The organism is Enterobacter cloacae complex sp. IR5403, from assembly GCF_049238705.1.
GTDB classification, from domain to species: Bacteria; Pseudomonadota; Gammaproteobacteria; order Enterobacterales; family Enterobacteriaceae; genus Enterobacter; species Enterobacter hormaechei_C.
The window spans coordinates 51,621-65,880 of record NZ_JBMKHP010000018.1; the positions used below are offsets into that span (position 1 = coordinate 51,621).

General features: G+C 56.8%; 13 protein-coding genes. 6 read left to right on the forward strand and 7 right to left on the reverse strand.

Features of this window, described 5'->3' with window-relative positions; all coding sequences use genetic code 11:
- The first annotated feature begins 28 nt into the window (after nucleotides 1-28).
- On the forward strand, nucleotides 29-2,116 hold the full coding sequence (locus ACOTW6_RS19435; protein ID WP_047050466.1) for a YccS/YhfK family putative transporter: 2,088 nt from the start codon (nucleotides 29-31) through the stop codon (nucleotides 2,114-2,116).
- On the opposite strand, the gene argD is transcribed toward ACOTW6_RS19435, so the two are convergent.
- The 4 genes from argD to ppiA form a co-directional block, all read right to left on the reverse strand.
- Nucleotides 2,113-3,333 (reverse strand): bifunctional acetylornithine/succinyldiaminopimelate transaminase, encoded by a 1,221-nt coding sequence (gene argD / locus ACOTW6_RS19440; protein WP_023295528.1) that lies wholly within the window; start codon nucleotides 3,331-3,333, stop codon nucleotides 2,113-2,115. The two genes, ACOTW6_RS19435 and argD, sit on opposite strands and share 4 nt — an antisense overlap.
- Before the next feature lie 87 nt (nucleotides 3,334-3,420).
- A complete protein-coding gene (pabA, locus tag ACOTW6_RS19445) occupies nucleotides 3,421-3,984 on the reverse strand; it encodes an aminodeoxychorismate synthase component 2 (RefSeq protein WP_121479370.1) in 564 nt (187 codons plus the stop codon).
- A 30-nt stretch (nucleotides 3,985-4,014) separates the two neighbouring features.
- Entirely contained in the window at nucleotides 4,015-4,599 is a 585-nt protein-coding gene (locus ACOTW6_RS19450; protein WP_121479371.1) for a putative adenosine monophosphate-protein transferase Fic, read from the reverse strand.
- Nucleotides 4,600-4,703: 104 nt separating this feature from the next.
- Nucleotides 4,704-5,276, reverse strand: a complete 573-nt coding sequence (gene ppiA, locus ACOTW6_RS19455) for a peptidylprolyl isomerase A (protein WP_003861649.1) — start codon at nucleotides 5,274-5,276, stop codon at nucleotides 4,704-4,706.
- A gap of 278 nt (nucleotides 5,277-5,554) precedes the next feature.
- On the opposite strand from ppiA, the gene tsgA reads away from it, so the two are divergent.
- The 5 genes from tsgA (at nucleotide 5,555) to ACOTW6_RS19480 (ending at nucleotide 11,686) form a co-directional block, all read left to right on the forward strand.
- Nucleotides 5,555-6,739 carry an MFS transporter TsgA gene (tsgA, locus tag ACOTW6_RS19460; protein ID WP_003861648.1) on the forward strand — a complete coding sequence of 395 codons (1,185 nt, stop codon included), beginning with the start codon at nucleotides 5,555-5,557 and terminating at the stop codon, nucleotides 6,737-6,739.
- A gap of 259 nt (nucleotides 6,740-6,998) precedes the next feature.
- Nucleotides 6,999-9,542: a nitrite reductase large subunit NirB gene (nirB, locus tag ACOTW6_RS19465; protein WP_062933378.1), complete on the forward strand. Its 2,544-nt coding sequence runs from the start codon at nucleotides 6,999-7,001 to the stop codon at nucleotides 9,540-9,542.
- Nucleotides 9,539-9,865: a nitrite reductase small subunit NirD gene (nirD, locus tag ACOTW6_RS19470; protein WP_015571429.1), complete on the forward strand. Its 327-nt coding sequence runs from the start codon at nucleotides 9,539-9,541 to the stop codon at nucleotides 9,863-9,865. The genes nirB and nirD overlap by 4 nt, the downstream gene beginning before the upstream one ends.
- A 134-nt stretch (nucleotides 9,866-9,999) precedes the next feature.
- Complete coding sequence (cysG, locus tag ACOTW6_RS19475) at nucleotides 10,000-11,373, forward strand: siroheme synthase CysG (RefSeq protein WP_023298772.1); 1,374 nt, start codon at nucleotides 10,000-10,002, stop codon at nucleotides 11,371-11,373.
- Nucleotides 11,374-11,515: 142 nt separating this feature from the next.
- Nucleotides 11,516-11,686 carry a YhfL family protein gene (locus tag ACOTW6_RS19480; RefSeq protein ID WP_008503029.1) on the forward strand — a complete coding sequence of 57 codons (171 nt, stop codon included), beginning with the start codon at nucleotides 11,516-11,518 and terminating at the stop codon, nucleotides 11,684-11,686.
- Nucleotides 11,687-11,823: 137 nt separating this feature from the next.
- Here ACOTW6_RS19480 and trpS read toward each other — a convergent pair whose 3' ends face one another.
- From trpS to rpe, 3 genes are read right to left on the reverse strand one after another with little or no spacing between them, the layout of a single operon-like run.
- On the reverse strand, nucleotides 11,824-12,828 hold the full coding sequence (gene trpS / locus ACOTW6_RS19485) for a tryptophan--tRNA ligase (protein ID WP_015571430.1): 1,005 nt from the start codon (nucleotides 12,826-12,828) through the stop codon (nucleotides 11,824-11,826).
- Nucleotides 12,821-13,582, reverse strand: a complete 762-nt coding sequence (gene gph / locus ACOTW6_RS19490) for a phosphoglycolate phosphatase (protein WP_017384158.1) — start codon at nucleotides 13,580-13,582, stop codon at nucleotides 12,821-12,823. Before gph ends, trpS begins: the two co-directional genes overlap by 8 nt.
- A complete protein-coding gene (rpe, locus tag ACOTW6_RS19495; protein WP_003861634.1) occupies nucleotides 13,575-14,252 on the reverse strand; it encodes a ribulose-phosphate 3-epimerase in 678 nt (225 codons plus the stop codon). Before rpe ends, gph begins: the two co-directional genes overlap by 8 nt.
- Nucleotides 14,253-14,260 lie beyond the last annotated feature (8 nt).

Below are 14,260 nucleotides of genomic sequence, written 5' to 3' on the forward strand. Positions count from 1 at the left end.
TGGCACGCCGTTTTTGTCTCTACTCCTCATGTGGCGCAGGCTGATCTATCACCCGGAAGTTAACTACGCACTGCGACAAACGCTGGTGTTGTGTCTTCCCGTGGCCGTGGGCCTGATCTTCGGACATCTTCAGCAAGGCCTGCTGTTTTCTCTTGTGCCCGCCTGCTGCAACATTGCCGGTCTGGATACGCCGCATAAACGCTTTTTTAAACGTCTGATTATTGGCGGCTGCCTGTTTGCCGGCTGTAGCCTTGCCGTACAACTCTTACTGGCCCGCGACATTCCTCTGCCGCTGATCCTGACCGTGCTGGCGATGACGCTCGGCGTCACCGCCGAAATCAGCTCGCTGCACGCCCGCCTGCTTCCCGCGTCGCTGATTGCCGCCATCTTCACCTTAAGCCTTGCGGGCAATATGCCGGTGTGGGAGCCATTGCTGATCTACGCCCTCGGCACGCTGTGGTACGGGCTGTTTAACTGGTTCTGGTTCTGGCTGTGGCGGGAACAGCCGCTGCGCGAATCCCTGAGCCTGCTCTACGTGCAGCTTGCTGAATATTGCGAAGCAAAATACACCCTGCTCACTCAACATACCGACCCGGAAAAATCCCTGCCGCCGCTGCTGGCGCGCCAGCAAAAAGTGGTGGATCTGATCAGCCAGTGCTATCAGCAGTTGCACATGCTTGCCGCCAACAAAAATCATGAATACAAGCGGCTGCTGCGAACCTTCCAGGTCGGGCTGGATTTGCAGGAGCATATCTCCGTCAGCCTTCATAATCCGGAAGAGGTGCAAAAGCTGGTGGAGCGCAGCCATGCGGAAGCGGTGATCCGCTGGAACGCGCAGACCGTCGCGGCCCGCCTGCGGGTGCTGGCTGACGATATCCTCTATCACCGCTACCCGACGCGCTTTAACATGGACAAACAGCTCGGCGCGCTGGAAAAGATTGCGCGTCAGCACGCGGATAACCCGGTCGGGCAATTTGCTGCCTGGCATTTCAGCCGCATCGCCCGGGTGTTACGCACCCAGCGCCCGCTTTATGCCCGGGACCTGATGGCCGATAAGCAAAAACGGCTGCCGCTGCTGCCCGCGCTCAAAAGTTATCTTTCACTGAAATCTTCCGCGCTGCGCAATGCCGCGCGGATCAGTGTGATGCTGAGCATCGCCAGCCTGATGGGAATGGCCCTGCACCTGCCGAAACCCTACTGGATCTTAATGACCGTGCTGTTTGTCACCCAGAACGGCTATGGCGCCACGCGGGTGCGCATTCTGCATCGGGCGGGCGGTACGATGGCGGGGCTGATTATCGCGGGCGTGACGCTGCACTTCCACGTGCCGGAAGGCTATACCCTGGCCGGTATGCTGGCGATCACGCTGGTGAGCTACCTGATCATCCGCAAAAACTACGGCTGGGCGATGGTGGGCTTTACGGTAACGGCGGTGTATACCCTGCAACTGCTTACGCTTAACGGGGAACAGTTTATTATTGCCCGGCTGGTCGATACGCTGATTGGCTGCCTGATCGCCTTTGGCGGCATGGTCTGGCTGTGGCCGCAGTGGCAGAGTGGGCTGCTGAGGCAGAACGCCCACGACGCGCTGGAAGCTGACCAGCAGGCCATTCGTCTTATTCTGAGCGATGACCCGCAGCCCTCTCCGCTGGCCTACGAGCGCATGAAGGTCAACCAGGCGCATAACGCCCTGTTCAACTCTCTTAACCAGGCCATGCAGGAGCCGGGCTTTAACGCGCACTATCTGGCTGACATGAAGCTGTGGGTCACGCACAGCCAGTTTATCGTCGAGCACATCAATGCCATGACGACGCTGGCGCGGGAGCACACGATGCTGACGCCGGATCTGGCGCAGCGCTATTTGCAGTCGTGTGAAATTGCGTTGCAGCGCTGTCAGCAGCGTCTGGAGTATGACGCGCCGGGCGAGTCAGGGGATTCGAACATTCTGGAAGCGCCGGAGACGCTGACCCACGGGCCGATGAGCACCCTTGAGCAGCATTTACAGCGCGTTCTCGGACATCTGAACACCATGCACACCATTTCGTCGGTGGCATGGCGTCAGCGCCCGCATCACGGGATTTGGTTAACGCGCCGGTTAAAACGAACGGCGTATTAGCCGCTGACGATCTTCGCGACCGCCGCGGCAAAACGGGTTAATCCGTCTTCGATGTCTTTGTCTTCCACCACCAGCGATGGCGCAAAGCGCATCACGTCCGGCCCGGCGTTGAGCACCATGACGCCTTCGTGCGCGGCGGCGTGCAGGAAATCGCGCGCGCGGCCTTTGTACTGCGGCTTCAGTTCGGCGCCGATCAGCAGCCCCATCCCGCGGATGTCGCTGAAGACATCAAACTGTTGGTCAATCTGCTGGAGATGTTTCACAAACAGGTCGCGTTTCGCATTCACGCCATTCAGGACGTCCGGCGTATTAATGATGTCGAACGCCGCACCCGCCACGGCGCACGCCAGCGGATTACCGCCGTAGGTGGAGCCGTGTGAGCCCACATGAAATGCGGAAGCGATATCCTGGGTGGTGAGCACCGCACTGACCGGGAAACCGCCGCCGAGCGCTTTCGCGCTGGTCAGAATATCCGGCGTTACGCCGTAGTGCATATAAGCAAACAGGTCTCCGGTACGCCCCATCCCACACTGCACTTCATCAAACACCAGCAGCGCCTGGTGCTCGTCGCACAGCTCGCGCAGCCCTTGCAGAAATTCCGGGGTGGCCGCCGTGACGCCGCCTTCCCCCTGAATGGGCTCGACCACCACGGCACAGGTGTGATCGTCCATCACCGCTTTAACGGCGTGGAGATCGTTAAACGGCACGTGGATGATATCCGCAGGTTTCGGACCAAAGCCGTCGGAATACTTCGGCTGGCCGCCAACGGAAACGGTAAAGAAGGAGCGTCCGTGGAAGGCGTTATGGAAGGCGATGATTTTGGTTTTGTACGGGCTATGACGCGTGGTTGCGTAGTAGCGCGCCAGCTTAAAGGCGGTTTCGTTGGCTTCGGTGCCGGAGTTCATAAACAGCACGCGTTCGGCGAAGGTGGCATCGATGATCTTACGCCCCAGACGCAGCGCCGGTTCGTTGGTGAACACGTTGCTCGTGTGCCACAGCGTTTCGCCCTGCGTTTTCAGCGCGTCCACCAGCGCAGGATGGCAATGGCCCAGCGCCGTCACTGCAATACCGCCTGCGAAATCAACATACTCGTTGCCCTGCTGATCCCAGACGCGGCTGCCTCTCCCTTTCACCGGGATAAACTCAGCCGGTGCATAAATCGGCAGGATCACTTCATCGAATGTCGCGCGGGTAATTGCTGGTTGTTCAGTTGCCATGTCATGACCATCCATTTTTATGTCACATTGATTGTGAAAATATAATCACAAAATATGCATAAAAAATCACAACAAGGCAACAGATATTCAGCGATTAAGGAAATTGGCCAGCAGCGCGTGACCCTGTTCGCTGAGAATGCTTTCCGGGTGGAACTGCACCCCTTCCAGATCGTACTCGCGGTGGCGAATGCCCATGATCTCCTGCGTCTCGCTCCAGGCGGTGACCTCAAAGCAGGCCGGCAGGGTCGGCGGATCAATGATCAGAGAATGGTAGCGCGTCACGGTTAACGGATTGTTTAGCCCCAGGAATACGCCGGTACCGGTGTGCGTGATCGGTGAGGTTTTGCCGTGCATGACTTTCGCGGCACGGACAATGGTGGCGCCAAAGACCTGCGCAATGGCCTGGTGACCCAGGCAGACGCCCAGAATCGGCAGTTTGCCCGCATAGTGGCGGATGACCTCCAGCGCGATACCGGATTCCGACGGGGTACACGGCCCCGGCGAAATCACGATTTTCTGGGGCGCCAGCGCGTCAATGTCAGCCAGCGCGATCTCATCGTTACGGCGGACAACCACCTCTGCCCCCAGCTCACAAAAATACTGGTAAAGGTTCCAGGTAAAGGAATCGTAGTTATCAATCAGCAGAATCATGGCGGCTCCTGAAAAAATGGCCGCCCTATTTTACGCAGATTCCCGCGCTTCGCTCACAACTTTGGCAAAGATGGCGTTCAGGGCGGTCAAATCCCCCATTGCCCCGCTCTGGTTGGCGGCAGCCCAGTCGTCCGGGTCGATCCCCTGCCAGTTCAGCACATAGCCCGCATGAATAGCCAGTTGTTCAAAGAAGATCCGCTGGGCCACGCCATTACCGCTCATAAACGGATGTAGCATGTTGATTTCACAGTAGTAATGACTGATTCTGTCTGTAAACTCTTCTTTCTGAAGGCCCACCAGATATTTATCACTTTCCAGCAAAGCCATCAGCTCATTACCCACTTTCTCGATGTACTCGAAATGGCAAAAAGGAATGTCGCCCTTGGAAATATCGGCGGTGCGCAGCTCGCCCGCGCCTTTCATTTCGTTGCGGAATAAATGGCGGTGAATAAGACACAGATGGGGTAAACCCGGTGCGGAAGGCCCCAGTTCCAGCGTCTCGATATCGGGTTCAGCGGGGCCCTTGCCTTTTTCAAGGAGGCAGCTGGCCTGAAAATTGACCTTACGTTGTTGCTCCCAGAGACGGGATTTTTGCTTGTCGGTGAGTTTTTTCACTACGCCTCCCTGAATAGTCCGTTTGCCACAAGTATAAGCAGCAAAACGCGCTTTCGCAGGGAGGGTGGAAAGACACGGGCAAGATGTGCCCGTGTGAGGGAACGTTACGGCAGCACTTTCGCGGAGAGAATGACGACAGGCTTAGTCGGCACATTCTGGTATGGACCGACATCGTGAGTCTGAACCTGAGAGATCTTATCCGCCACGTCCATGCCTTTCACCACTTTGCCGAACACCGCGTAGCCAAAGTCGCGCTGACCGTGGTCCAGGAAGGCGTTATCAGCCACGTTGAGGAAGAACTGGCTGGTGGCGCTGTCTTTGTCCGCCGTACGCGCCATGGAGATGGTGCCGCGCTTGTTCAGCAGGCCGTTGTCTGCTTCATTTTTGATGGGCGGGTTGGGCTGTTTCTGCTGCATCTGCTCGTTAAAACCGCCACCCTGAATCATGAAGCCCGGGATCACGCGGTGGAACGTGGTGTTGTTATAAAAACCACTGTTCACGTAGTCGAGGAAGTTTTTCACCGAAACAGGGGCTTTCTGGCTATCCAGCTCCAGCTCAATATTCCCCGCAGAGGTAGTCAGCAGGACGTGAGGGTCTCCTTTGGCTGCCAGCGCAGCAGGGGAAACGGCAGAAAGAGCAAACACAGCTGCGACAGCCGCCAGTGTTGATTTGAGCATGAGAATTCCTTAACAAAGCGCAGTATAAAAAGCGAATGGCTTGATTCTAAAGAGCAGTATGAACCCAGACCAGTCTTTTACCTAATTTTACCAAATTGAAACAATTATTACCGCGCAAACGATTGTTCAGCCCGAAACGTAATGTGATCTGCATCACGTTAAAACCTGCAATTGTGCTCAAAATTTTCTGAAAAGATTTAATTAGATCACTTTCGCGACTAAAATCTGCCCGCTCAAACGCAGTCATTGCGTTTTTCTTTACTTTTAACAGGCCAGACATGACTAACAGCAATCGCATCAAGCTCACATGGATCAGCTTCTTCTCTTACGCCCTGACCGGCGCGTTGGTGATCGTCACCGGGATGGTGATGGGAAATATCGCAGACTACTTCCAGCTGCCCGTTTCCAGCATGAGTAACACCTTCACCTTCCTGAACGCGGGGATCCTGATCTCTATTTTCCTGAATGCCTGGCTGATGGAAATCGTGCCGCTGAAAACGCAGCTGCGTTTCGGCTTCGTGCTGATGGTTGCCGCCGTGGCGGGCCTGATGCTGAGCCACAGCATCGCCCTCTTCTCTGCCGCCATGTTCGTGCTGGGCCTGGTGAGCGGGATCACCATGTCGATCGGTACGTTCCTGATTACGCACATGTATGAAGGCCGCCAGCGCGGCGCGCGTCTGCTGTTCACCGACTCCTTCTTCAGCATGGCCGGGATGATTTTCCCGATGGTCGCCGCGTATCTTCTGGCGCGCAGCATTGAGTGGTACTGGGTGTACGCCTGCATTGGTCTGGTCTACGTCGCGATCTTTATTCTCACCTTCGGCTGCGAGTTCCCTGTGCTGGGCAAAAAAGCGCAGACCACATCTGAGCCGGTTGCGAAAGAAAAATGGGGTATCGGCGTACTGTTCCTCTCCATTGCCGCCCTGTGCTACATCCTCGGTCAGCTGGGCTTTATCTCCTGGGTACCGGAATACGCCAAAGGTCTGGGCATGAGCCTGAACGACGCGGGCAAGCTGGTGAGCGATTTCTGGATGTCTTACATGTTCGGCATGTGGGCGTTTAGCTTTATCCTGCGCTTCTTCGACCTGCAACGTATTCTGACCGTTCTGGCGGGTCTGGCGACCGTGCTGATGTATCTGTTCATCAACGGTTCCCCGGAGCATATGCCGTGGTTCATCCTGACCCTGGGCTTCTTCTCCAGCGCGATTTATACCTCGATCATCACCCTTGGCTCTCTTCAGACCAAAGTGGCCTCGCCGAAGCTGGTGAACTTCGTGCTGACCTGCGGCACCATCGGCACCATGCTGACCTTCGTGGTCACGGGCCCGATTGTTGCGCACAGCGGTCCGCTGGCGGCGCTGCATACCGCTAACGGTCTGTATGCCGTGGTGTTCATCATGTGCTTCGTGCTGGGCTTTGTGACCCGTCACCGTCAACACAACCCGGCAACAGCTACCCACTAATCGCCATAACCCCTTTGCGTACTGCAAAGGGGTTTTCCCCTGCTCACCCGCCCTGCCCGCCGATGGGTAAAAACCCCACTAATTTTGTGCGAAAAACGAGCAAGCACAAAAATCAAACAATATCCGTCACTTATAAAAATCCTGACAAATCATAGATATACCCACTAAGGGGTAGGTGAAGGCGTATTTGATTTGCATCAATAAGTGCCCCTGCTGAATCGTTAAGGTAGGCAGTAATAGAAAAGAAATCGAGGCAAAAATGAGCAAAGTCAGACTCGCTATCATCGGTAACGGCATGGTCGGCCACCGCTTTATTGAGGATCTTCTCGATAAAGCCGATGCTGAGCAGTTCGATATTACCGTGTTCTGTGAAGAACCCCGCAAGGCGTACGACCGTGTGCACTTGTCTTCCTACTTCTCTCACCATACCGCCGAAGAGCTCTCTCTGGTGCGTGAAGGGTTCTACGAGAAGCATGGCGTAAAAGTGCTGGTGGGCGAACGCGCTATCACCATCAACCGTCAGGAGAAAGTGATCCACTCCAGCGCCGGACGTACGGTTTTTTACGATAAGCTGATCATGGCGACGGGCTCGTATCCGTGGATCCCGCCTATCAAAGGGTCGGAAACCCAGGATTGCTTCGTTTACCGTACCATTGAAGACCTCAACGCCATTGAATCCTGCGCACGTCGAAGCAAACGCGGGGCGGTTGTCGGCGGTGGTCTGCTGGGTCTGGAAGCGGCAGGCGCGCTGAAAAACCTCGGCGTTGAAACCCACGTCATCGAATTTGCCCCGATGCTGATGGCGGAACAGCTGGACCATATGGGTGGCGACCAGCTACGCCGTAAAATCGAAAGCATGGGCGTGAAGGTTCACACCAGCAAGAACACCAAAGAGATCGTGCAGGAAGGCACCGAAGCGCGTAAAACCATGCGCTTTGCAGACGGCAGCGAGCTGGAAGTGGATTTCATCGTCTTCTCCACCGGTATTCGCCCGCGCGACAAGCTGGCCACCCAGTGCGGTCTGGCCGTGGCGCAGCGCGGCGGGATCATGATCAACGATACCTGCCAGACCTCCGATCCGGATATCTACGCTATCGGCGAATGCGCCAGCTGGAATAACCGCGTATACGGCCTGGTTGCACCAGGGTACAAAATGGCGCAGGTCGCCGTTGACCATATCCTCGGCAACGAAAACGCCTTCACCGGCGCAGACATGAGCGCCAAGCTGAAGCTGCTGGGCGTGGACGTGGGCGGTATTGGTGATGCGCATGGCCGCACCCCGAACTCCCGCAGCTATGTTTATCTGGACGAAAGCAAAGAAGTCTACAAACGTCTCATCGTCAGCCAGGACAACAAAACCCTGCTCGGGGCGGTGCTGGTGGGTGATACCAGCGACTTCGGTAACCTGCTCCAGCTGGTGCTGAACGCCATTGAGCTGCCGGAGAACCCGGACGCGCTAATCCTCCCGGCGCACGCCTCCAGCGGTAAGCCGTCCATCGGCGTGGATAAACTGCCGGACAGCGCGCAAATCTGTTCCTGCTTCGACGTGACCAAAGGCATGCTGATCTCCGCCATTAACAAAGGCTGCCACACTGTTGCGGCGCTGAAGGCGGAAACCAAAGCCGGGACCGGCTGCGGCGGCTGTATTCCTCTGGTCACTCAGGTGCTGAACGCCGAGCTGGCAAAACAGGGCATTGAAGTGAACAACAACCTGTGCGAGCACTTCGCTTACTCTCGCCAGGAGCTGTATCACCTGATCCGCGTGGAAGGCATTAAGTCCTTCGACGAACTGATGGAGAAACACGGCCAGGGCTATGGCTGTGAAGTATGTAAGCCCACCGTCGGTTCCCTGCTGGCGTCCTGCTGGAACGAATATGTGCTCAAACCAGAACACACTCCGCTTCAGGACACCAACGATAACTTCCTGGCGAATATTCAGAAAGACGGGACTTACTCGGTGATCCCGCGTTCTGCCGGAGGGGAAATCACCCCGGAAGGGCTGGTCGCCGTGGGTCGTATCGCCCGTGAGTTTAACCTGTACACCAAAATCACCGGTTCCCAGCGTATCGGCCTGTTCGGTGCGCAGAAAGATGACCTGCCGGAAATCTGGCGTCAGCTGATTGAAGCGGGCTTTGAAACCGGTCACGCGTACGCCAAGGCGCTGCGCATGGCGAAAACCTGCGTGGGCAGCACCTGGTGCCGCTACGGCGTGGGCGACAGCGTGGGCTTCGGCGTAGAGCTTGAAAACCGCTACAAAGGCATCCGTACGCCGCACAAAATGAAGTTCGGCGTCTCAGGGTGTACCCGTGAATGTGCGGAAGCACAGGGGAAAGACGTGGGTATCATTGCCACGGAGAAAGGCTGGAACCTGTACGTGTGCGGTAACGGCGGGATGAAACCTCGCCACGCGGATCTGCTGGCCGCCGATCTCGATCGCGATACGCTGATCAAATACCTCGACCGCTTCATGATGTTCTACATTCGTACCGCCGATAAGCTGACCCGTACCGCGTCCTGGCTGGATAATCTCGAAGGCGGCATCGACTACCTGAAGTCGGTCATTATCGACGACAAGCTGGGCCTGAATGAACAGCTGGAATTCGAGATGACTCGCCTGCGCGAGGCGGTGATCTGCGAGTGGACCGAAACCGTGAACACGCCAGCGGCGCAGACGCGCTTCAGACACTTTATCAACAGCACCCAGCGCGACCCGAACGTGCAGGTGGTGCCGGAGCGCGAACAGCATCGTCCAGCGACCCCGTATGAACGTATTCCGGTGATGCTGGTGGAGGAAAACGCATGAGCCAGTGGGTAAACATCTGCAACATTAACGACATTCTGCCAGCAACCGGCGTCTGTGCCCTGCTGGGTAACGAGCAGGTGGCGATTTTCCGCCCTCGCCACGATGAACAGGTTTATGCCATCAGCAATATCGACCCGTTCTTCGAGGCCAGCGTGCTCTCCCGCGGTCTGATTGCGGAGCACCAGGGCGAGCTGTGGGTTGCCAGCCCGCTGAAAAAGCAGCGCTTCCGCTTAACCGACGGACTCTGCATGGAAGATGAAAGCTTCTCGGTCAAACACTACGACGTCCGCGTGAAGGACGGCGAGGTGCAGCTGAAAGCGTAACCCCTCGCCTTTTCAATAGGAAAGGCTTATGACCCCTTATGGGTAACGGCAGGAAAAACCGTATGTTCTGTACGATCCCTGCTGTTATCCTGACGTCAATTCTTCCCCCGCCATGAATGCTGTGAGGTAACGTCGTGGATCACCTGCCGATTTTTTGTCAATTACGCAACCGCGACTGCCTGCTCGTGGGCGGCGGCGATGTGGCTGAACGCAAGGCACGCCTGCTGTTAGAGGCGGGCGCCCGACTGACCGTCAACGCCCTCACCTTCGCCCCACAGTTTGACGTCTGGGCGCAGGAAGGGATGCTCACCCAGGTGCAGGGCGAATTTGATGAATCCCTGCTGGATACCTGCTGGCTGACCATCGCCGCAACGGATAACGATGACGTTAACCAGCGCGTCAGCGACGCCTGCGAAGCGCGCCGCATCTTCTGTAACGTGGTGGATGCGCCGAAAGAGGCGAGCTTTATCATGCCGTCGATTATCGACCGTTCACCGCTGATGATTGCGGTGTCGTCCGGTGGCCGCTCACCCGTTCTTGCCCGTCTGCTGCGGGAAAAACTGGAAGCCGTGCTGCCGCAGCATCTTGGTCAGATTGCCCACTACGCCGGGCAGCTGCGTTCCCGCGTGAAGCAAACCTTCGCAACCGTGGGCGAACGCCGTCGCTTCTGGGAGAAGTTCTTTGTCAACGACAGGCTGGCGCAGTCCCTTGCCAATCAGGACACCAAAGCCGTTGAAGAGACGACCGAACAGCTCCTGAGCGAGCCGCTGGACCATCGCGGTGAAGTGGTACTGGTGGGCGCTGGTCCCGGCGATGCGGGCTTGCTGACGCTGAAGGGTCTCCAGCAGATCCAGCAGGCGGACATCGTGGTGTATGACCGTCTGGTCTCTGATGACATCATGAATCTGGTGCGCCGGGATGCTGACCGCGTGTTCGTCGGCAAACGGGCAGGTTATCACTGCGTACCGCAGGAGGAGATCAACCAGATCCTGCTACGGGAAGCGCAAAAAGGTAAGCGCGTGGTGCGCCTGAAGGGTGGCGATCCGTTTATCTTTGGTCGCGGCGGCGAAGAGCTGGAAACCCTGTGCAACGCGGGTATTCCGTTCTCCGTGGTGCCGGGCATTACGGCGGCGTCCGGCTGTTCTGCCTATTCCGGCATTCCGTTAACCCATCGCGACTATGCCCAGAGCGTGCGCCTGGTGACGGGCCACCTGAAAACCGGCAGCGAACTGGACTGGCATAATCTGGCCGCTGAAAAGCAGACGCTGGTTTTCTATATGGGGCTAAATCAGGCAGCCACGATTCAGGCGAAACTGCTGGAGCACGGCATGGAAGCAGATATGCCGGTCGCGCTGGTGGAAAACGGCACCGCCATTACCCAGCGCGTGGTCGATGGCGTGCTGACGCAGCTGGGCGAGCTGGCGCAGCAGGTTGAAAGCCCGGCGCTGATCGTGGTGGGTCGCGTGGTAGCCCTGCGCGAAAAACTGAACTGGTTCTCCAGCCACTAACGCATAATCTCTCCCGGGAGTAGTCTTTAAGCGGACTACTCCCTTCTTACCTCAGTCGATAACATACCGCCCGCATAATGGAACTTTTCCATTTATTCCCTCGTGTTACATCCAATTTTCGATTTTTTGACAAGGAATGCGTATGTTCAAACTGGCAAAAGCTGCCGTACTGGTCGGCCTGTTATCAACTCTGACGGCCTGCACCGGTCACGTTCAAAATACTAAAAATAATTGCAGCTACGATTACCTGCTTCACCCGGCGATCTCCATTTCGAAGATCATTGGCGGTTGCGGCCCGGCGGCACAGCAGTAAGCGTTTTTCAGGCGTAAAAAAACCGGGGATGTCCCGGTTTTTTTGTTTCGTCAGTTTTGTCGGGTGGCGGCTCCGCCTTACCCGACCTGCACGGTCCCGTAGGCCGGGTAAGCGTTAGCGCCACCCGGCAAAGCGGCTTAAGGTTTCGCCACAAACCCAATCGCGTCGTACACCGCTTTCAGGGTTTCGGAGGCGCGCGCGCTGGCTTTTTCCGCGCCCTCTTTCATCACTTTTTGCAGGAAAGCTTCGTCGTTACGGTAACGGTGATAGCGCTCCTGCAACTCGGTCAGCATGCCGGAAACGGCGTCTGCCACTTCGCCTTTCAGGTGGCCGTACATCTTGCCTTCAAAGTGTTTTTCCAGCTCAGGAATGCTCTGTCCGGTCACACCGGAGAGAATGTCCAGCAGGTTTGACACGCCCGCTTTGTTCTGCACGTCGTAGCGCACCACTGGCGGCTCGTCGGAGTCGGTCACCGCACGCTTGAGCTTTTTCACCACCGATTTCGGATCTTCCAGCAGGCCGATAACGTTGTTGCGGTTATCGTCAGACTTGGACATCTTTTTGGTCGGCTCCAGCAGGGACATCACGCGCGCGCCGGATTTCGGAATAAACGGCTCAGGCACTTTGAACACGTCACCGTAAAGCGCATTGAAGCGCTGGGCGATATCGCGGCTCAGCTCCAGGTGCTGCTTCTGGTCTTCACCCACCGGCACCTGGTTGGTCTGGTACAGCAGAATGTCGGCCGCCATCAGCACCGGATAATCAAACAAACCGGCGTTGATGTTTTCAGAGTAGCGGGCAGACTTATCCTTGAACTGGGTCATGCGGCTCAGCTCGCCGAAATAGGTGTAGCAGTTCAGCGCCCAGCCAAGCTGCGCGTGCTCTGGCACGTGAGACTGAACGAAAATGGTGCTCTTCTCTGGATCGATACCGCACGCCAGGTACAGCGCCAGCGTATCGAGCGTTGCTTTGCGCAGCTTCTCGGGATCCTGACGCGCGGTGATAGCATGCAAATCCACGATGCAGTAAATGCAGTGGTAGTCATCCTGCATGCTCACCCACTGACGTAACGCACCCATGTAGTTACCAATGGTCAGTTCACCTGAAGGCTGTGCGCCACTAAAAACGATGGGCTTAGTCATTATTCAATTCCTGATGTTCACTGTGCGAGAGCCCGAGTGCGGGCAACAAATCTTTGAAGTGGTCGAACACAACGTCCGGCTCACTCAGCGTAATGGCTTCACCGTAGTTGTAGCCGTAGGTCAACCCAACCGACGGGCAACCTGCCGCTCTGGCAGCCAGAATATCATTGCGGGAATCCCCGACAAAGAGCAGCTCCGCAGGCGCTAAGGATAATTTTCCTGCCACCAGCAATAGCGGTTCCGGATGCGGCTTTTTATTCTGCACGTCATCGCCGCCCACAATTACGGAGAAGTATTTCGCGATATCCAGCGCTTCCAGCAGAGGCGCAACGAACGGTGTCGGCTTGTTAGTCACCAGCCCCAGCGGGATGCCTTTGGCATGTAGCGCGCTCAGCGTTTCAGCGACATCCGGGAACAGGAAGCTGCCCTCTTCGACGGTCTCTTCGTAGAAACGGTCGAACAGTTTGCGCAGAATACGCTGCTGCTCATCCTGGGGAATATCCGCGTGGTCAACACTCGGTTTCCCTTGCGCGGAACGCTGAGAGGCACGCTCCTGACGAGCCCAGGTCAGCGCGCGCTCCATCAGCACGTCTGCACCGTTACCAATCCACGTCACCACGCGCTCTTCGCCCGCAACGGGGAGTTCAAGGGCATACAGCGCCTGATCGACGGCGCGGGTTAATCCTGGCGCGCTGTCGACCAGCGTGCCGTCGAGGTCAAATGCTACACCCCGAATAGCCTGCAATTTATCCATGACTTACCTTCGCCAGTTCACGGCGCATTTCATCAATGACTTTTTTGTAATCCGGTTGATCGAAGATGGCGGAACCTGCGACGAACATATCCGCCCCTGCCGCCGCAATCTCACCGATGTTATTGACCTTCACGCCGCCGTCCACTTCCAGACGAATATCATAGCCAGACTCATCGATACGGCGGCGCACTTCACGCAGTTTGTCGAGGGTCTGAGGGATAAACGACTGGCCACCAAAGCCCGGGTTGACGGACATCAGCAGGATCACGTCCAGCTTGTCCATCACGTAGTCGAGATAGCTCAGCGGGGTCGCCGGGTTAAAGACCAGTCCCGCCTTACAGCCGTTCTCTTTGATCAGCTGTAGCGTGCGGTCAACGTGTTCGGAGGCTTCCGGGTGGAAAGTGATGATGCTGGCACCCGCCGCGGCGAAATCAGGCACGATGCGGTCAACCGGTTTCACCATCAGATGCACGTCAATGGGCGCGGTGATCCCGTAGTTACGCAGCGCTTTAAGCACCATCGGACCGATGGTCAGGTTGGGAACGTAGTGGTTATCCATAACGTCGAAATGGACGACATCCGCGCCAGCCGCGAGAGCTTTGGCAGTGTCTTCACCCAGGCGGGCAAAATCGGCCGACAGAATTGAGGGGGCAATCAAAAACTGTTTCATCCGCATCT